19 protein-coding genes are annotated in these 19,026 nt (G+C 52.8%); 12 read left to right on the top strand and 7 right to left on the bottom strand.

Features of this window, described 5'->3' with window-relative positions; translation table 11 throughout:
• The first annotated feature begins 21 nt into the window (after window positions 1–21).
• The gene (locus GOC95_RS08925; RefSeq protein ID WP_313987167.1) at window positions 22–1,335 is read left to right on the top strand and encodes an ATP-binding protein; all 1,314 of its coding nucleotides are present in this window, start codon (window positions 22–24) and stop codon (window positions 1,333–1,335) included.
• An 18-nt stretch (window positions 1,336–1,353) separates the two neighbouring features.
• Here the strand turns inward: GOC95_RS08925 and cysG are convergent, their stop codons facing one another.
• Complete coding sequence (gene cysG / locus GOC95_RS08920) at window positions 1,354–2,745, bottom strand: siroheme synthase CysG (RefSeq protein ID WP_275356746.1); 1,392 nt, start codon at window positions 2,743–2,745, stop codon at window positions 1,354–1,356.
• Between the two features lie 111 nt (window positions 2,746–2,856).
• On the opposite strand from cysG, the gene miaB reads away from it, so the two are divergent.
• Both miaB and GOC95_RS08910 read left to right on the top strand, forming a co-directional pair.
• Window positions 2,857–4,194: a tRNA (N6-isopentenyl adenosine(37)-C2)-methylthiotransferase MiaB gene (gene miaB, locus GOC95_RS08915; RefSeq protein ID WP_275356745.1), complete on the top strand. Its 1,338-nt coding sequence runs from the start codon at window positions 2,857–2,859 to the stop codon at window positions 4,192–4,194.
• Window positions 4,195–4,196: 2 nt separating this feature from the next.
• On the top strand, window positions 4,197–5,144 hold the full coding sequence (locus GOC95_RS08910; protein ID WP_275356744.1) for a PhoH family protein: 948 nt from the start codon (window positions 4,197–4,199) through the stop codon (window positions 5,142–5,144).
• A gap of 172 nt (window positions 5,145–5,316) precedes the next feature.
• Here the strand turns inward: GOC95_RS08910 and GOC95_RS08905 are convergent, their stop codons facing one another.
• From GOC95_RS08905 to GOC95_RS08890, 4 genes are all read right to left on the bottom strand, one after another.
• On the bottom strand, window positions 5,317–6,030 hold the full coding sequence (locus tag GOC95_RS08905; protein WP_275356743.1) for an RES family NAD+ phosphorylase: 714 nt from the start codon (window positions 6,028–6,030) through the stop codon (window positions 5,317–5,319).
• Window positions 5,990–6,370, bottom strand: coding sequence for an antitoxin Xre-like helix-turn-helix domain-containing protein (locus GOC95_RS08900; RefSeq protein WP_275356742.1), 381 nt, complete (start codon window positions 6,368–6,370; stop codon window positions 5,990–5,992). Before GOC95_RS08900 ends, GOC95_RS08905 begins: the two co-directional genes overlap by 41 nt.
• 52 nt (window positions 6,371–6,422) lie before the next feature.
• Window positions 6,423–7,031, bottom strand: a complete 609-nt coding sequence (locus tag GOC95_RS08895) for a glutathione S-transferase (protein ID WP_275356741.1) — start codon at window positions 7,029–7,031, stop codon at window positions 6,423–6,425.
• A gap of 281 nt (window positions 7,032–7,312) precedes the next feature.
• Window positions 7,313–8,338, bottom strand: a complete 1,026-nt coding sequence (locus tag GOC95_RS08890; RefSeq protein WP_275356740.1) for a quinone-dependent dihydroorotate dehydrogenase — start codon at window positions 8,336–8,338, stop codon at window positions 7,313–7,315.
• 192 nt (window positions 8,339–8,530) lie between these two features.
• Here GOC95_RS08890 and GOC95_RS08885 point away from each other — a divergent pair, with 192 nt between their 5' ends.
• Window positions 8,531–8,656 (top strand): DUF3149 domain-containing protein, encoded by a 126-nt coding sequence (locus tag GOC95_RS08885; RefSeq protein WP_194749452.1) that lies wholly within the window; start codon window positions 8,531–8,533, stop codon window positions 8,654–8,656.
• A 64-nt stretch (window positions 8,657–8,720) separates the two neighbouring features.
• On the opposite strand, the gene GOC95_RS08880 is transcribed toward GOC95_RS08885, so the two are convergent.
• Window positions 8,721–12,590, bottom strand: coding sequence for a DUF3683 domain-containing protein (locus GOC95_RS08880; protein ID WP_275356739.1), 3,870 nt, complete (start codon window positions 12,588–12,590; stop codon window positions 8,721–8,723).
• 117 nt (window positions 12,591–12,707) lie between these two features.
• Here GOC95_RS08880 and GOC95_RS08875 point away from each other — a divergent pair, with 117 nt between their 5' ends.
• The 3 genes from GOC95_RS08875 to GOC95_RS08865 are packed head-to-tail and all read left to right on the top strand — an operon-like array spanning window position 12,708 to window position 14,369.
• Window positions 12,708–13,205: a TlpA disulfide reductase family protein gene (locus GOC95_RS08875; RefSeq protein WP_275356738.1), complete on the top strand. Its 498-nt coding sequence runs from the start codon at window positions 12,708–12,710 to the stop codon at window positions 13,203–13,205.
• On the top strand, window positions 13,206–13,616 hold the full coding sequence (locus GOC95_RS08870) for a CopD family protein (RefSeq protein WP_194749449.1): 411 nt from the start codon (window positions 13,206–13,208) through the stop codon (window positions 13,614–13,616). It abuts the gene before it with no gap.
• Window positions 13,617–13,622: 6 nt separating this feature from the next.
• Window positions 13,623–14,369, top strand: coding sequence for a hypothetical protein (locus tag GOC95_RS08865; protein WP_275356737.1), 747 nt, complete (start codon window positions 13,623–13,625; stop codon window positions 14,367–14,369).
• 86 nt (window positions 14,370–14,455) lie between these two features.
• Here the strand turns inward: GOC95_RS08865 and GOC95_RS08860 are convergent, their stop codons facing one another.
• Window positions 14,456–14,944: an SRPBCC family protein gene (locus GOC95_RS08860; protein ID WP_194749447.1), complete on the bottom strand. Its 489-nt coding sequence runs from the start codon at window positions 14,942–14,944 to the stop codon at window positions 14,456–14,458.
• Window positions 14,945–15,113: 169 nt separating this feature from the next.
• On the opposite strand from GOC95_RS08860, the gene GOC95_RS08855 reads away from it, so the two are divergent.
• The 5 genes from GOC95_RS08855 to GOC95_RS08835 all read left to right on the top strand — a co-directional run bounded on the left by GOC95_RS08855 (window position 15,114) and on the right by GOC95_RS08835 (window position 19,014).
• The gene (locus GOC95_RS08855; RefSeq protein WP_194749446.1) at window positions 15,114–15,680 is read left to right on the top strand and encodes a TetR/AcrR family transcriptional regulator; all 567 of its coding nucleotides are present in this window, start codon (window positions 15,114–15,116) and stop codon (window positions 15,678–15,680) included.
• Between the two features lie 85 nt (window positions 15,681–15,765).
• Complete coding sequence (locus GOC95_RS08850; protein WP_275356736.1) at window positions 15,766–16,734, top strand: carbohydrate kinase family protein; 969 nt, start codon at window positions 15,766–15,768, stop codon at window positions 16,732–16,734.
• 29 nt (window positions 16,735–16,763) lie between these two features.
• A complete protein-coding gene (locus GOC95_RS08845) occupies window positions 16,764–17,222 on the top strand; it encodes a glycine zipper 2TM domain-containing protein (protein ID WP_194749444.1) in 459 nt (152 codons plus the stop codon).
• 204 nt (window positions 17,223–17,426) lie between these two features.
• On the top strand, window positions 17,427–18,215 hold the full coding sequence (locus GOC95_RS08840; RefSeq protein WP_275356735.1) for a GNAT family N-acyltransferase: 789 nt from the start codon (window positions 17,427–17,429) through the stop codon (window positions 18,213–18,215).
• 76 nt (window positions 18,216–18,291) lie between these two features.
• A complete protein-coding gene (locus GOC95_RS08835) occupies window positions 18,292–19,014 on the top strand; it encodes a lysophospholipid acyltransferase family protein (RefSeq protein WP_275356734.1) in 723 nt (240 codons plus the stop codon).
• Window positions 19,015–19,026 lie beyond the last annotated feature (12 nt).

The raw sequence follows: 19,026 nt of genomic DNA, 5'->3' as shown, positions 1-19,026 counted from the left end.
TCCGGCCATGCTTTAATCCCCGTGCGCTTACTGCCCCGCCGACTGCTGTCCCGCATCATGTTGCTGATCGCCATCTTACTGGCGGTCAGCATCTATGCTTCGCTCAAAATCTTTGATTATTTTGACCGCGAACCACGCGCAACCGCCGCTGCCCTGCAAGCCGTCACCATCGTCAATTACACCCGCGCCTCACTGATCGCCTCGCACGAAAACCGCCGCCTGGCCTTGTTATCCGAATTATCAGGCCGTGAAGGCGTGCGCGTCTATGCCGCCGACTTTCTGGAAGATATCGAGCCCTTACCCGCAGACCCTTTTATTAATCTGGTCGCACTCAAAATCCGCGAACGGCTGGGCGAAGAAACCATTATCACGGTCAATCATTATGATATCCCTGGCTTGTGGATCAGCTTTAATGTCGGCCAGGATGACTTCTGGGTGGTCATCCCCAAAATTCAGGTAGACCGCCCTTTCCCCTGGCACTGGCTAGGCTGGGCGGCGGTGGTCGGCTTGCTTTCACTGGTGGGTGGCTATTTACTGACGGCCCGCATCAACCGGCCGCTGACCATGCTGGTGCATGCCGCAGAACGGCTGCGTAATGGCGAGCCCGCGCCTAAACTGCCGGTGGATAGCGTCGAAGAGTTACGCGAAGTGACGCAGACCTTTAACGAGATGGCGGAATCCCTGGCCCGCCTCGATGCGGAACGCACGCTGCTGCTGGCAGGGGTCTCACATGACATCCGCACGCCGCTGGCGCGGTTGCGGCTAGCGGTAGAAATGCTGCCGCAAGAAGCCGATTATATGAAACAGGGCATGATTGAAGACATCTCCGATATGGACAATATCATTCACCAGTTTCTGGATTTTGTGCGCGGCGTAGAGGGCGAGCCCACGCGCATGATGGATATTAACGATTTGCTCAATGCACTGGCAGAACGTCAGCGTCGCGCGGGCCGCGAGCTCAAAATTTCGCTAGGCCCCAAATACTTTATCCCCATCCGTCCGCTAGCCATGCAACGCCTGCTCGACAACCTGGTCGGCAATGCTTACAACTATGGCAAAGGCAAGGTCGAGGTGCGCAGCCAAGTCATGGCCGACAAGATCGTCATCAGTGTGCTGGATAACGGCCCCGGCATACCGCCTGAACATGCAGACCGCTTGCTGCGACCTTTTGAGCGCATGGACAGCGCGCGCAACAAATACGAAGGTGGCAGCGGCCTGGGCCTGGCGATTTGCAACCGCATTGCCGCTTTACATAGCGGTCAACTGGCCTTGCTCAACCGCCCGGAAGGCGGGCTGGAAGCCAGGCTTTCACTGCCGATCCTACCTAACACTTAAGCTGGCTGAGCGCAGCGATTAATCCGCCGACGGCGTAAACCAGTTCAGTCGCTCGCGCAATTTCACCACTTCGCCAATAATCGTCAAACTGGGCGGCTTCAAGCCCGCGGCCGCCACCTCTGCTGCCAGATGCTGCAAGGTAGATTCCACCACGCGTTGCTTCTGCGTCGTGCCCTGCTGGATCACTGCCGCCGGCATGTCCGGCGACACGCCTTGTGCCATCAGCTTGCTGCAAATCTGCTCCAGCCCTACCAGACCCATATAAATCACCACCGTCTGCTTGGGTCTGGCCATCGCCTGCCAGTCCAGATCAATGGTGCCATCTTTGAGGTGGCCGGTAATAAATAAACAGGCCTGGGCGTAATCCCTGTGCGTGAGCGGAATCCCGGCATAGCTAGAGACACCGTTGGCCGCGGTAATGCCGGGCACCACTTGAAATGGCACCCCATGCTGCATCAGGGTTTCGATCTCTTCGCCGCCACGCCCAAAGATAAACGGGTCGCCGCCTTTAAGCCGCAATACGCGCTTGCCTTCCAGCGCCAGCCTGGCCAGCAAGGCATTGATTTCTTCTTGCGGCAAGGTGTGCTGGTCACGTGATTTACCCACGTAAATCAGCTCGGCATCGCGACGCACCAACTCCATCACCTCTTTGCTCACCAGCTTGTCATAGACACAGACATCGCATTGCTGCATCAGTCGCAATGCCCTGAACGTCAGCAGATCCGGGTCACCCGGCCCACCGCCCACCAGATAAACCTCGCCACGCGCAGGCGCATCTTCACGCTGATTGAGCAACTCGGCCAGCAAAGCCCGTGCTGCCTGCTCCTGCCCCGACAACACGCGCTCCACCAACGGCCCGTTCAACACATCCTCCCAAAAGCGACGACGTGCAGGCAGGTTGGAGAATTTGGCTTTCACCTGGTCGCGGAATTCACCTGCGATGTTCGCAATCCGGCCATAAGCCGCAGGCAACATGGTTTCGATTTTGCTGCGGATATGCCTTGCCAACACCGGCGCATTGCCTTCACTCGAAATCGCAATCACCACCGGGCTGCGATCAATCACCGAGCCCATGGTAAACGTGCATAACGCAGGCGCATCGACGACGTTCACCGGAATATTCAGCCGCTTTGCCGCCACAGAGACCGCTTCATTCACCGCTTCGTCATCGGTGGCAGCAATCACCAGGCAAGCACTGGTCAATTGTTCGGCCTGAAACTCGGCAGCCACATAGTCAATCTCGCCCTGCGCATGCATCTCGCGTAACTCATCGCACAATTCGGGCGAGATCACGGTGACCTGCCCTTGTGCCTTGCGTAGCATGATCACCTTGCGCGTCGCGACATCGCCACCGCCGATGACGATACAAGGGCGTTGTGCAATATTGAAAAAAATCGGTAAAGCTTGCATGCAGATGGGACTTCAACAAGAAAAGCGTATTTTACCGCAGTCCCCAGTGTTAGCTGGGGTTTCCCCTGCAAATACGCTAAAATACTGTTTTTGTGAGAAATTTAGCGTTCGATGAAGCACGAAAGCGGAAAAAAGATATTCATTAAATCGTTTGGTTGCCAGATGAACGAATACGATGCGTCACGCATGATAGACCTGATGCGCGAGCATGAAGGCATGACGCAAACCGAGAACATGGAAGAAGCAGATGTGATCCTGCTTAATACCTGTTCGGTCCGCGAAAAAGCCGAAGAAAAAGTGTTTAGCCATCTCGGCCGCATGATTCCGCTTAAAGAAAAAAATCCCAACCTGGTGATTGGTGTCGGCGGTTGCGTGGCCAGCCAGGAAGGCGAGGCCATCATTCAGCGCGCGCCCTATGTCGATGTCGTGTTTGGTCCGCAAACCCTGCACCGCCTGCCCGAGCTGATCAAAGCCAAACAGGCTGCCGACAAGCCACAGGTAGACATTGCCTTCCCCGAGATTGAAAAGTTTGACCATTTGCCGCCGCCCCGCGTCGAAGGGGCGACTGCCTTCTTGAGTATTATGGAAGGCTGCAGCAAATATTGTAGCTTTTGCGTAGTGCCTTATACCCGTGGCGAAGAGTTCTCGCGTCCGTTTGAAGACATCATCACCGAGGCGATCCAGTTGGCTGAGCAAGGCGTCAAAGAGATCACGCTGCTCGGCCAGAACGTGAACGCCTACCGCGTGCCTTATCAAGGCATCGAGGCCGATTTGCCACTGTTGATTGAAACCATCGCAGAAATTCCGCAAATCGAGCGTATCCGTTACACCACCAGCCACCCCAACGAAATGAGTGAGCGCCTGATTGCGTGCCATGCAACGGTGCCCAAGCTGGCCAACCAATTGCACCTGCCAGTGCAGGCAGGCAGTGACCGTATCTTGATGGCAATGAAGCGCAACTACACCGCGCTGCAATACAAAGGCCTGATCCGCAAACTGAAAGCTGCCAATCCGGCGCTGACTATCACCAGCGACATCATCGTCGGCTTTCCTGGTGAAACCGAAAAAGACTTTCAGGCCACACTCAAACTCATGCGCGATGTGGGATTTGATTACAGTTTCAGCTTTTTATACAGCCCGCGCCCAGGCACGCCGGCCAGCTACCTGCCCGACGAAACCCCACAAGCCGACAAAGCGGCCTGGCTCAAGCAACTGCAAACCGAGAACGAAACCAATGGCGACGCCATCAGCCGCGCCATGCTGGGCACCGTACAACGCGTGCTGATCGACGGCCCATCGTGGAAAGACCCCAATTTGTTGGCAGGCAAAACCGATAACGGCCGCGTGGTGGATATCGCAGCCGATGCCCGCTATATTCACCAGATGGTGCAAGTCAAAATCACCGACGTCTACAACCCCAAACGCCTGGTTGGCGAAATTGTGAATTAAGCATGGAAATTACCCTCAGCCCCGAAGACAACCTGATGCTGGCCAACCTGTGCGGCCCGCTTGATGAAAATATCCGCCAACTGGCGAATGGTCTCGATATCGACATCAACCGCCGCGGCAGCACGTTTTACTTGAGCGGCAACCAAACCAATATGCGGCTGGGCGCGCAAATGCTAGAAAACTTCTACGCCCGCTCAAAAAAGCCGATTGAACTCGAAGATATTCAGCTCGGCCTGGTAGAAATCGACAAACTCAAACCCGAAGAAGTCAGCAGCAGCGCTATGCCGACACTGATGACACGTCGCGGTGACCTGCATGGGCGTACTCCACGTCAGGTTAGCTACCTGCAACAGATACAAGACCATGACATCACCTTTGGCATCGGCCCCGCAGGTACAGGTAAAACCTATCTGGCTGTCGCCAGTGCAGTGGATGCCATGACACGTGACCGCGTGAAAAGAATCGTGTTAGTTCGCCCGGCCGTAGAAGCAGGCGAACGCTTGGGCTTTTTGCCCGGCGACCTCAACCAGAAAGTCGACCCCTACCTGCGCCCGCTTTATGACGCACTTTATGACTTGGCCGGTTACGACACCGTGAACAAAATGTTCGAACGCGGCGCAATTGAAGTCGCCCCGCTCGCGTATATGCGCGGCCGCACCCTCAACCAGAGCTTTATCATTCTGGATGAAGCGCAAAACACCACGCCCGAACAAATGAAAATGTTCTTAACCCGGATTGGTTTTGGCACCAAAGCGGTGATTACCGGTGATGTCACGCAGATTGACCTGCAACGCCACCAGAAAAGCGGCTTGGTCGAAGCACAGAAAATTCTCAAGGAAGTCAAAGGCATCGCCTTTACACATTTTATGTCGCAAGACGTGGTAAGACATCCGTTGGTGCAGAAGATTATTAATGCTTATGAGAAGTTTGAGACCTCGCAGAAAGATTAGTCATAACGATACATCAACTTTAACCTAGCCCAATTTACTTTGATTCAATTGAGTAGTTTCTGATTACAATCGCCATATAAATTTAAGAATAAATCTTTTTGGTCACTACCGATAGATTTTATAACGCTAAACCCCTGAACCTTAGAGACAGTTAACTTAACTGTATGAGGACTCATTCCCATAATACTGAATCAAAAGTAAAAGATTCATAGTCCCTACGCCAAATCACTTCTTGAGTATTCACAACCAGCCACCAAGTCTGCTTTTCTGGTCTAGGCGTATTCTCTTTAAACGCTTGCGGAGTTAATACTGCAATACACCACGCTGGTTGCGGGTCTCTCACAGAGGTGTAAATAATGGCGCCTAACTTCACCTCCCTTGCGGTTACAGCCAAAGCTTGGGTAGGTTGACAGTTGGTTTTGTGTTGCCATGCCGGGTCTTGATTAAACGGTGGATTTCTTAAATCAATGGCTTGTGTGGCGAGTGACACTTGAAAAGCGGTGTGTGGCACGGGCTCTATGCGGCTGAGTGCAGGCGCATCCATGAGAAAGCGCCAGCGCCAATAGCCTAGCTCGGCTGCGGCGGTACGTACTGTTTCTGCGGCATAAAACACGCCGGGGTCATTTGGACCGCGAAAGCGTGAACCTCCAGCGCGGCTGGGGTAACGGAATGGTGTGGAGAGCAAGTAATCAAGATGCTCGGTATCCGCGGCGTACGGTGGCTTGTTGCTATCGAGCAATGCTTCAAGCAGGGTTTGCTCGGCCTCAGTATCGACCAGCTTCATGGTGGAGGCGACATGTTGCGCCTCGACCATGCGCCAGGCCAACGATGCCCAAGCAAAAGCCTCAGACGATACCGCGTGAGGTGTCCAGATATTGGACGACACGAACCAGGCCTTCAGTTTGTTTAATCAGGTCGATGGGGCGCGCATTGAGCGCCAGGTTTTGATTGTTTAACCAGACACGGGCGGTTTCATCATTGTTGACAATGGAATCCAACGAGCGGAACGCTCGGACAAATAGCAAAGCAAAATCCCACTCTTTGCGTTTTTGGTCGAGGACATATTCACCACTATACAGGCGGGTGATGGTGGCAGGACTCAGGCCAAGAATGCTTGCCAACAAGGCTTTGGAAATCTGCAAACGCTCAGCCGCGCGACTTACCGCTTTGGTTAACACGGATTGTGCATCGGCTTGGGGGACGTTATTTTGTGTGGTCGCGACCATAGAAATTCCTTTCCATGGAAACTCTAACACAATATTATTTCAACAGGAATATTTACTGTGTGTAAGTTGGAAACTTCTGCATCACTTTTTCAAATAATGGGCTTTGCAACCACCCTTCTAACCAGACACGCAATTTTGGATATGCGCTGCTGGCAAACCAATCCGCATCAACCGCTGCAAACTGGCGGATAAACGGAAATATGGCGACATCGGCCATGCTAGGTTTATCCCCAAGCAAATAGTCATGCTGCTCTAATGCAGCTTCTAACCTCTGCAAAAACTGCTCACCTTGTTCACGATAACCCAGTTGCGCTTGCTCGTGGTAACGGTCAGGGTATTTATAGCGGTCAAGTGCTTGTTTAAACTCACCATCATTGATAGTTATCAGCGCGTTCACTGCATCGTGGTCTGCATTCAACCAACCTTGAGGATCGTTCTGGGCAAGTGCCCACTGCATAATATCCAGACTTTGCTCCAGCACAGTGCCGTCAGGCAATTGCAATACCGGCACGGTGCCTTTGGGGGAAATCTGTAGCAAATGTGCAGGTTTTTCACGCAATGAAATCTCGCGCACTTCTACCTGAATATTCGCCGCCCAGATCGCCATACGGGCGCGCATGGCGTAGGGGCAGCGGCGGTAGGAATAAAGGATGGGCTTCATTCTGATGGGCACTTCTATAAACTAAAATTCCGTCGCGATACTGCGTTGCTCATAAAAAATTTCTCCTGACATATCAACTATATGTGGCGTCACAATTTTTAATCGCGCCTTGTCTGGCTTAGCAATTTGAATTTATAGAAGCGCCTGATAACAAGGGAGCTTTAAATAAGTGATTGAGTGTGATGAAGTGCAAGGCGCACGGAACACAGAAACCGGAGCGTACAGATAGTACGTGAGGATTTCGCGTACCGCGTAACGCCGCAATTCGCCCAATCAATCATTTAGTTAAAGTTTCCCAGCGCTTTGCGGCAGTCTTTAATCAGTTGCGGGCCTTTATAGATGAGTCCGCTGTAGAGTTGAACCAGGCTGGCACCGGCCGCTATTTTCTCTTTGGCATCGTCGCCATTGAGAATACCACCGACGCCGATAATCGGCAGGCTGCCTTGCAAACTGGCCGCCAGTGTTTGAATCACGCGTGTAGAACCCGCTTTTACCGGTGCGCCTGACAACCCACCCGCCTCTTCCGAGTTTGGCAAACCGGCCACTGCATCGCGCGACAAAGTGGTGTTGGTGGCAATCACGCCGTCCATTTGGTGCTGCATGAGCAGTTCAGCGATTTCTTGTACTTGTTCGGTGGTTAAATCGGGGGCGATTTTGAGCACAACGGGGACATATTTGCCATGCAGTTGCGAGAGGATTTTTTGCTCGGCTTTGAGCGTCGCGAGCAGTTGGCCCAGCGCCTCTTTTTCTTGCAGGGCGCGCAGGTTTTTGGTGTTGGGTGAGGAGATATTCACCGTGATATAACTGGCATAGTTATACACCTTGCGCATGCAGCTCAGGTAGTCTTCAGCGGCACGGTCGTTCGGCGTATCGAAATTTTTGCCGATATTAATGCCCAGGATGCCTTTGAATTTGGAGGCCTTCACATTCTGGATCAGTTGATCGACACCGAGGTTGTTAAAGCCAAAGCGGTTAATAATGGCCTCGGCTTGTGGCAAACGGAACAAGCGTGGTTTGGGGTTGCCCGGCTGCGCGCGTGGCGTGACGGTGCCCACCTCAATAAAGCCAAAGCCTAGCGCGGCCATGCCGTCAATCACAGCGGCATTTTTATCCAGCCCGGCCGCCAGGCCGACCGGATTGGGGAACGTGAGGCCCATGACCTGCGTCGGTTGTGCAGGTAAACGGCAGGCGGCGAGTGCGAGCAGGCCGAGCTTTTCTGCACGTTTAAGCGATTGCAAAGTAATATCGTGTGCTTGCTCTGCATCCAGTTGAAACAGCAGAGGTTTAAGCAGCGAGTAAACATTCATCCGTTTGATTCCTGAACTTTTAATTTTCCAACTCTATCGTTGCATTTTGCCAGCAGTGACTACTAGACAATACAGTCACCAGGTGTCGCTGACATGACTTTTGCGTTACATCAAAAACCATGATGTCATAAGGGTTCAAAATCCTCTACAGATTCATTGCGTGCAACATGATTCGCTTACTGGAGGAAACCCATGAAAATTTTGATTGATTTGTTATCGACTGACTACGGTTTAATGAGTTTTATCGTGATTGCTGTGATTTTAGTGGTCATGATTTGGGCAGGTATTTATGTCTATGTCAAAGCGCGACAATCATAAATCCTTTGCGCTGACACGATACGCCGCCACTTGAACAAACCCCGCTTGCGCGGGGTTTGCGGGTTTACAGCAATACTTTCTCAATGCCACCGTTATTGGCCTTCTGGATGTAATTTTCCATCCAGTTTTCACCCAGCACGTGCTTGGCCATTTCCACCACAATGTAGTCAGCTTCAATGCCAGTGTCATCGCCATAGCGTGACAGACCTTGCAGGCAGCTAGGGCAAGACGTCAGGATTTTGACTGGCTGCTCGGGGGCGCCTACGGTCAAGCCCATTTTCTCCATGCCTTTTTCCAGCTCTTCCTGTTTGCGGAATTTGACCTGGGTAGCAATGTCAGGACGCGCCGCAGCAAAAGTGCCGGACTCACCGCAGCAGCGGTCATTCAACGCCACCTCGGTGCCCATCAGCTTGTTGGTGACTTCCAATGGCTTGTACGTCTTCATCGGCGAGTGGCATGGGTCATGATACATATAACGCGTACCGGTCACGCTTTGCAGGCGCATGTCTTTTTCCATCAGGTACTCGTGGATGTCGAGCAGACGGCAGCCCGGGAAAATCTTCTCGAACTCGTATTTCTGCAACTGATCCATACAGGTGCCGCAAGACACAATCACGGTCTTGATATCCAGGTAGTTCAAGGTGTTGGCGACACGGTGGAACAGCACGCGGTTGTCCGCCGTAATTTCCTGACCCTTGTCGTGGTTGCCTGACGCCGTTTGCGGATAACCGCAGCACAGGTAGCCTGGCGGCAAGACCGTAATCGCGCCCACCTCGTACAACATGGCTTGAGTCGCCAGGCCGACGTTAGAGAACAGGCGCTCGGAACCGCAGCCCGGGAAGTAGAACACGGCTTCCGAATCCTCATTCACCTTTTGCGGGTTGCGGATGACCGGAATCATGGTGTCATCTTCCACGCCCAGCATGGCACGTGAGGTCTTGGACTGCATTTTCTTCGGCATCGGCCGGTTGATGAAGTGAATCACCTGCGCCTTGATCTCTGGCTTGCCTACCGTCGCCGGTGGTGCTTTTTTGTCCTTGAGCAGGCCAAATTTCTTGGCCAGGCTGTTAGCAATATTAATCGCCTTGTAGCCCATGCCTATCATGGTTGCACGCAAGAACTTGATGGTGGCCGGATCTTTGGCATTCAGATACAGCATACCCGCAGCCGTGCCAGGGTTGAATTTCTTCTTGCCTTGCTCGCGCAGGAAGTTACGCATCTTGACGGACACATCACCAAAGTCAATATTGACCGGGCAAGGTTTTTCACAACGGTGGCAGACCGTACAATGGTCAGCCACATCGTTGAACTCGTCAAAGTGCTTGAGCGAAATGCCGCGACGGGTTTGCTCTTCGTACAAGAAGGCCTCGATCAGCAAGGAGGTGCCGAGAATCTTGTTACGTGGGGAATACAGCAAATTGGCGCGTGGCACGTGGGTAGAACACACGGGCTTACACTTGCCGCAACGCAAGCAGTCAGAAATATCATCGGCAATCTCGCCTATGGCAGACTGCTCCATGATGATGGACTCTTGCTCGAGCAAACCAAAGCTGGGGGTATAGGCGTTTTCCAGCCCGGAACCCATCATGAGTTTGCCTTTGTTGAAACGGCCTTCGGGGTCTACCTTGGCTTTGTAAGCAGCAAAGGTATCAATGGTGGCCTGATCCAGGAACTCCATCTTGGTGATACCGATCCCATGCTCGCCAGAAATCACGCCATTGAGGCTACGTGCCAGGGCCATCACACGCGCAACAGCGGCGTGGGCGTCTTGCATCATGCCGTAGTCGTCAGAGTTAACCGGGATATTGGTATGCACGTTACCGTCACCAGCGTGCATGTGCAGCGCGATAAACACGCGGCTCTTCAACACGGTTTTCTGAATCTCATCCAGCTTGTCCAGAATCTTCTGGTATTCACGGCCAGCAAAAATATCCGCCATTGGCCGCTTGAGTTCACGCTTCCAGGAAACGCGCAAATCGTAAGACTGCACGGCGCGGAACACGTTTTCATATTGGGCATAGGCCTTGCCCATCTCGCCCAGCACAGACACGGGCTCGTCCAGGGTATTCAAAATCAGGCGCCATTTGGCACGCACATCACGCAACAACTGCAGGGCAATGTTTTGTTTGGATTTGACACCTTCGGGGTCGGAGTTGCCGTCTTCATCCGGCTGCAAAGGCAGGTCGCCAGCGACAAAGGCTTCCAGCGCATCCACCAGACGCAGCTTGTTATTGATAGACAGCTCGATATTGATACGCTCAATGCCGTCGGAGTATTCGCCCAGGCGCGGCAATGGAATCACCACGTCTTCGTTAATCTTGAAGGCGTTGGTATGGCGCGCAATTGCCGCCGTGCGTGAACGGTCCAGCCAGAATTTTTTACGGGCCTCGGCCGAGACGGCAATAAAGCCTTCACCGTTACGGGCATTACACATGCGCACTACGGCAGAAGCCACTTCACCGACGGCGTTTTCATCATCAGACGCGATATCGCACAACAACACCATTTTCGGCCGTTGCTGACGCGCAGCCTTGGTCGCATAGCCCACGGCTTTCACATAACGCTCATCCATGTGCTCCAGACCGGCCATGATCACCGACGGGTCTTGCTTGGCAGTAGCGTCCAGATAATCCTTGATCTCGACAATCGCGGGCACGGCATGCGACACATTGCCAAAAAACTCCAGCGCAATGGTGCGTACATGTTTGGGCATGCGGTGCAAAATAAAGGTCGCAGAGGTAATCAGGCCGTCACAACCCTCTTTTTGCACACCAGGCAAACCGGACAGAAACTTGTCGGTCACGTCTTTACCCAGGCCGACCTTACGGAAGCTCGGTCCCGGAATTTCAAGAATCTCAGGCTCGGACAGCAGGTTTTTATGGTCGATGTCGTAGCGGCTGATTTTAAAGCGCGCCATGTCAATATCGTGAATTTTGCCCAGGTTGTGATCCAGACGCTCCACTTCCAGCCAGGTCGCATCTGGCGTCACCATGCGCCATGAGGCGAGGTTATCCAGCGCGGTCCCCCACAGCACGGCTTTTTTACCACCGGCGTTCATGGCGACGTTACCGCCAATGCAACAGGCATCGGCAGAGGTCGGGTCGCAGGCGAATTCCAGGCCGGCAGCAGTGGCCGCATCCATGGCGCGACGGGTCACTACGCCCGCGCCGCACTCAATCGTAGCCACCTGACGGGAGACGCCGGGCAAGGTGCGCATTTGCACACCTGTGTGTTGGTCCAGTTTTTCGGTGTTGATGACTGCAGACAATGGCGTCAACGGTACCGCGCCGCCCGTGTAACCCGTTCCGCCCCCACGTGGAATAATGGTCAGACCCAATTCGATACAGGCGCGCACCAGATAAGATATCTCGGCTTCAGTATCCGGGTTGATCACCACAAATGGATATTCGACGCGCCAGTCGGTGGCGTCTGTCACATGTGAGACACGCGCCAAGCCATCAAACTGCACATTGTCTTTGCGAGTGTACTTGGTCAGTTTGGCCAGGGCTTTTTTGCGTAACTCGGCCGTTTGCTTGAAATCATCGGCAAACTTCTCTACCGCTTTGGTCGCGGCAGACACCAGTTTTTGTACTTTTTCATTGCCACCGCTACGTTCTTGAATGGCAGAAATACGATGATATAGCGCCTCGATCAAGGCCTTGCGACGCTTGGGGTTTTCCAGCAGGTCATCTTGCAGATAAGGGTTGCGTGACACCACCCACAAATCGCCCAACACCTCAAACAGCATGCGCGCACTGCGGCCTGTTTTACGCTCGGCGCGCAGCACATTGAGGATTTCCCAGATTTCTTCGCCGAGAAACCGGATGACGATTTCGCGGTCAGAGAAGGAGGTATAGTTGTACGGAATTTCGCGTAATCGTGCGAGAGGGGTAGAATTGCGCTTTAACAAATCTGCGTTGACAGGTGCGTTCATTGATAATTTATCAAAAACAAAAGTCAATTATACCATGTCGTATACAGCACAAACACGTTACACGGCCTATGGTTTTTAGCGTGCATTTTTGAGTCATCCGTTTCTTAAGAGGCTAAGTTGAAATCAATATTCAGAACATGGGGCGTAGCAATAGTTGCATTGGCGCTCATCGCAGGCCTGGTATTTGCTGTCATGCAAAAACCGCAGGCACCAGAAGTCACCTTCACCACGCTGGATGGCCAGAAAATCAGCATGCAAAGCCTGCGCGGCAAAACGGTGCTGGTCAATTTCTGGGCGACAGACTGCCCGGGCTGCATCAAGGAGATGCCTGACCTCATCCACACTTACCAGCAATACAAAGACAAAAACCTGGTGGTGATTGCCGTGGCGATGCCCTACGACCCGCCTGCGCAAGTGCTCAATTACACCAAGGAAAAAGCGCTGCCGTTTGCCGTCATGCATGACGGTTACGGCGAAATGGTCAAGGCGTTTGGTAATGTCAACCTGACCCCGACCACCTTTATCTTTGACGGCAACGGCAACCGCATCCAGAAAACCATAGGCGAACTCAACTTTGCCGAATTACGCAAACTCCTGAATCAGAAAGCCAGCTAAATGTTGTGGGTCAAAGCGCTACATATTATTTTTGTCACCAGTTGGTTCGCCGGCCTGTTTTACCTGCCCCGTATCTACGTCAACCTGGCGATGGAAACTGAAACTCACGCCTATGCGCGCTTGCTGCTCATGGCGCAAAAACTCTACCGCTTCATGCAGCCCCTCATGCTGCTGGCGCTCGCATTTGGCTTATGGTTATGGCTGGGTTACGGCATCACTGGCGGCTGGATGCATGCCAAACTGACCCTGGTCATCCTGCTGATTGGCTACCATCACTATTGCGGCAAACTCCTTAAACAATTTCTTGCGCAGCAAAACAAGCGTAGTCATGTCTGGTTTCGCTGGTTTAATGAAGTCCCGGTGCTGATCCTGTTCGCCGTGGTGATTCTGGTGGTCGTCAAGCCATTTTAAGCCGGTATGTTGCACGCATTATTACAATCAGATTGGCTGATAACCATGCTGGACAAGTCCGGCAAGCAGGCCGCGCACAAGCTGCTAGGCTTATTCAACATTCTGGATGACTTGCTCTCCAGCCCGCTCGCAGAGGTGCAAACCACGCCCGCGACAACATCTACCCAGCCTGGGCGACTGCAGGCATACCTGAGCACACAGGCACAACTGGCAGGCGCGCGCCTGCCTGACATGCTCGCTAACCAGTTATATTTCATGGCACTCAGCGCCTGTCAGGAAAAGCTGGCACACAGACAATCCAGCGCCCTGCAACATGCAAAACAGGCAGCAAAAGCACTTATCGACGAGCAAACCAAACTGCAAATCGACTGGCTGGCCATCCGCAACTATGGCGTGGTGGCGGTCACCTTGGTCTGTGGCGTCGTGGGCGGTTATTACTGGCATATGCAGCTCGAATCCGCGCCCAGCCTCCAGACCGCAGCGGTGCATCAGCCTCCGCCCCGCCCGTTATCATTCGAGGCCAGTCCCACCGAAACCGCAGCCATTTACAGCCGCCTCGAAACCATGAAACATGGCGATTGCCGACTGATCGAAGCGATTCAACTGCCAGAACGCTTGAAAAGCGTTTACATCGAAAACATCATCAATGGTCACGTCACAACCAACCGCGACGAACAAGTACTGGTCAACCAGCTGCTTGATCAGGTGCAGTGCAATTACACGCCCAAACTGATGGCCAACTCCAGACAGTAGACTGCCTGACAATAAAACAGGCCGTCATTGCACAACAAAAAAGCCGCCACTGCTCGTGACGGCTTTTTTTTACAGCAAACGCTGATTTATTGGAACAGAGTTTTAAGCTGATTCAAACCACCATCGTAAACGCCTTTGATCGCGTCAGAGGCTGCTTTTTCATCTGCAGGCGCTTTTGGCAAGAAATGACTTTCCCACACCACCACAGACTTGCCATCCCCATTGCTATGCACACTGACGGTAGATGCGTAGTCATTCACAGGCAACACGCCATCAGTGATTTTGTAGCCATAGCTTTTCTGTTTTGGATTGTAAGCAGTCAGTGTTTCATTCACTTTGCCGCCATCCTTGAGCGTCAGCACGCGCTTGGCGCCCACGCTGTTATTTTTACCCGAAACGATCTCGGTTTTGGCAACGGCTGGATGCCAGGCACCCAAATCGCCAAAGTCAGAGACTTTTTTCCAGACCACGTCTACCGGCTGATTCAGCTCCACAGATTTAACGACATACAGTGGCTCGGCCGCAAATGCCGTGCTTGAGAGGGCGAACAGGCTAGCTAATAATAATTGACGCATGATTTTCTCCTTGTTGTAGATGAAGTACATTGTAAATAAATTGACCATAAATGTATACTATACGGTATAGTATATTTAACACGACAAGCAAAGTCAAACAATAGGATTTGTTCCCTGGCTGAAAGTTCTGGGGGTATACAAACTTGTATAGGGTGTTATAATTTTAGGCATGAATGCGCTTAAGCAAAAAATTTTGCAGGTATCGACGGATCTGTTCCAGACCCGTGGCATTAATTCCACGGGGGTAGACACGATTGTGGCTGTCGCAGGCACCACCAAAATGACGCTTTATAAGTATTTTGAAAACAAGGAAGAACTGATCCTGGCCGTGTTGCAACAGAGCCATCAGGACTTTCAGGACTGGATGAATGAAAAACTGGGCGGTCTTGGTGGCAGCCCAAATGAAAAAATCCAAAAACTGTTTGAATTTATTGAAGAGTGGGTGACTTCCCCCTCGTTCACCGGGATCGCTTTTATCAAGGCTTCCGCCGAATTCCCCAATGAAGAAAACCGGATTCATCAGCTGTCTTCGCAACAGTCCCGTGAATTCAGGCAATTTATTACCAAGCTGGCACAAGAAGCCAATATCAAAGATGCCGAAGGCCTGGCGCTGCAACTCTCCATTCTATTTGAAGGTGCCGTACAGGCCGAGCAAATCAAACGCGGCTCAGGCGCGATCAAGTCTGCCAAAAAGGCTGCCAAAACGCTGATTGATCTGGCCATCAAGCAGTCCTGACCACTCTTAGCCGCTCGTAACACTTGCCACACTGCTGGCGCACAGCAATAATAGCCCTACTTTTATCCAACCCCGTATTCACTTCATGAAAATTCTTATTTGCGGCTCACTCGCCTACGACACCATCATGGTGTTCCCTGACCAGTTTAAAAATCATATTCTGGCAGACAAAATTCATAAACTGAGCGTGGCATTTCTGGTCCCTGAAATGCGCCGCGAATTTGGCGGCACCGCGGGCAATATTGCCTACAACCTGCAATTACTCGAAGGCCAGCCGCAGATCATGGCGACAACCGGGGATGACTTTGCCTCCTATGAGGCATGGCTGAACCAGCATCATATTGATACGCAGCACATCAAGGCGATTGCCGGCACCTACACTGCTCAAGCATTTATCACCACCGACATGGATGATAACCAGATTACCGCGTTTCACCCCGGGGCCATGCAATATGCGCATACCAACAGCGTGAACGACGCCAAAGATATTGCCTTGGCCATCATTGCCCCAGATGGTCGCGATGCCATGTTCCAGCACGCAAAAGAGTGTCATGAGGCCGGGATTCCCTTCATGTTTGATCCAGGCCAGGGCTTGCCGATGTTTAATGGCGAAGAGCTCATGCACTTTATTGAAATGGCTGACTATCTGGCAGTGAACGATTACGAGTCACAAGTCATCCAAGACAAAACAGGGCTCAGTCTGGAACAACTGGCGGCCAAGGTCAAAGCCTTGATTGTGACTTTGGGTAGCGAGGGCTCGCATATTTATGCTGACGGTCAACGCCATGACATTCCGTGCGTTAAAGCAGATAAGGTCGTAGACCCAACAGGGTGTGGCGATGCTTACCGTGCTGGCCTGTTGTATGGCATTGTGCGTGGCTGGGACTGGAAAGCCTGTGGCCGGCTGGCGTCTACCATGGGCGCGATCAAGATTGCGAGCCGTGGCGGGCAAAATCATCAGCCGAGCCGGGCCGAGATTGAAAACATTTACAGTCACGCCCTGGTACAGGATGCCCTGAAAGAGGATCCTAGTCTGGGCCAGGCTACCCATTAAAAGAAGCTTGTTCAATATTGGAGAAAAAAATGAAAACACGTGTATTGCAATGGCTTGCTGTCGTATTGGTCACCGGCATTCTGGCCGCGTGCGCGAGCTCTAACTCTGGTAGTGTGTATTCGCGTGATGAAGCACGCAGAGCACAAACGGTGAAAACCGGGGTAGTGGAAAGCGTGCGTGCCGTCAAACTTGAAGGTACCAAGTCCCCTGTCGGCACGATTGCAGGGGGGGCAATTGGTGGGATTGCTGGCAGCTCAGTGGGCGGTGGTCGCGGCAGCGCGATTGCAGCTGTCATTGGTGCCGTCGCCGGTGGCCTGGCTGGTTCAGCCGCCGAAGAAGCCGTCACCCGCAAAAACGCATTGGAAATCACCGTCAAACTGGATGGTGGCGGCCTGGTGGCCATCGTGCAGGAAGCGGACGAACAGTTTAATGCGGGCGACCGTGTACGCATCGTTGAAAACGGCGGCACCTCACGCGTTTCCCACTAACAGAAGCTGGTGTTAAGCGCCGCATGGCAACCATCACCTTCTGGGGTGTGGTGATTAAAAAGAGCAGCCTAGGCTGCTCTTTTTATTAGTGCATGGGGCACGTCCACCACGATAGTCAACGTCACAGAATTGTCATGTGAACGTCACCAATCATTCATGTGACACTTCTAATATCACCCTAAACCTCAACCAAGGAGTCGCGTGATGTTAGAACGCAATTTGCAGGAACATGGCCTATATCAAGCCGAAATTCAGCCAACTACCGAGAACAACCGTAAAGTCAACTCAACGCTGAGTGTTGCTCTGGCAACAACCGCAGAAGAAATCATGGAAGCGCAACGCTTGCGCTATCAGGTGTTTGCTGAAGAAATGGGCGCGCAGATCAAGAGCCAGAATGGCCTTGATGTAGACGGCTTCGATGCCTTTTGCGATCACTTGCTGGTCCGCGATGATACCACGCAGCAAGTGGTGGGCACTTACCGCATCCTGAACCCGATGCAGGCCATGCTGGCAGGCGGTTACTACTCTGCCGGAGAGTTTGATTTGAGCCGTCTGGCCCCCTTGTCTGACCGGATGGTAGAAGTGGGCCGTGCCTGTGTGCATGCCGATTATCGCACCGGTGGCACCATCACCATGTTGTGGGCAGGCCTGGCCAAATACATGATGGCCCGCCAGTATGAATACATGATTGGTTGCGCCAGCATTTCCATGCACGATGGCGGCCACACCGCTGCCTCGCTGTTCAACAGCCTGCGCGAAGACTATCTGTCTCCCGCGGAATATCGTGTGTTTCCGCACCATCCATTGCCGATCGAGGCCCTGGATCAGTCACTCGAAGTGACCTGCCCACCATTGGTGAAAGGCTATTTGCGCCTGGGGGCTTATATTTGTGGCGAACCTGCCTGGGATCCGGCTTTTAATACGGCCGATATGCTGGTATTGTTACCTTTATCCAGAATCAATCCCAGATATGCTGCGCATTTCTTGAAATAACTTGCCAAAAACAAATTTTCTTACCTTCTGCTGGCGCACCGCCCGCATCTTTCTCCACACACTCACCGGACTCACATTGGCAACACTCGTGTTGCCTGTGTGTGGCCGTCGTGGCCGCGAGCAGCTGATTCGCTGGTGGTGTGCCAAACTATTGCGCTGTTTTAACCTGCAGTTATCGGTGAGCGGCGTACGCCCGGCGCCGCAGTCCAAGCATGTGCTGTTTGTTGCCAACCATATTTCCTGGTCAGATATCCATGCCTTGAACAGCCTGATTCCAGTGCGTTTTGTCGCAAAAGTCGAAATCAAGGATTGGCCAGTGTTTGGCTATCTGGTCAAAAAGTCTGGCACCATTTTTATTAACCGGACACGCCAACGTGATGCGGCACGCGTGCTGAAAGTAGTCACGCAGGCGATGAAACTGGGGGACAATCTGTGCGTGTTTCCCGAAGGCACCACCACCGATGGACAGCAAGTATTACCGTTTAAAAGTAGCCTGATTCAGGCCGCGATTGATGCAGAGGCGACGGTGATCCCGATTGCGATCCACTATCCCATGCCTGACGGCAGCCCTAACCTGGCGGCAGCGTATGCCGGTGAAACCAGCATGATCGAATCCATGCTGTCTTTTCTGAACATGCAGTCACCCAAAGTGCATTTGCATTTTTGTGCGCCGATAGAGGCGCGCCTGCTGGACCGGCAAACGCTGGCCAGCCAGGCAAGAAATGAAATCATGGCGCGCTTACCCTGGGCGACCGTGCCTGAAACCGTCAGCGAACCAGCGGTGCAAAAGCAAGCCTGACTGTGATGGCTC

This window comes from Methylophilus sp. YYY-1, from assembly GCF_029132825.1.
Classification (GTDB): domain Bacteria; phylum Pseudomonadota; class Gammaproteobacteria; order Burkholderiales; family Methylophilaceae; genus Methylophilus; species Methylophilus glucosoxydans.
This window is presented reverse-complemented; position numbering and strand designations above follow the sequence as displayed.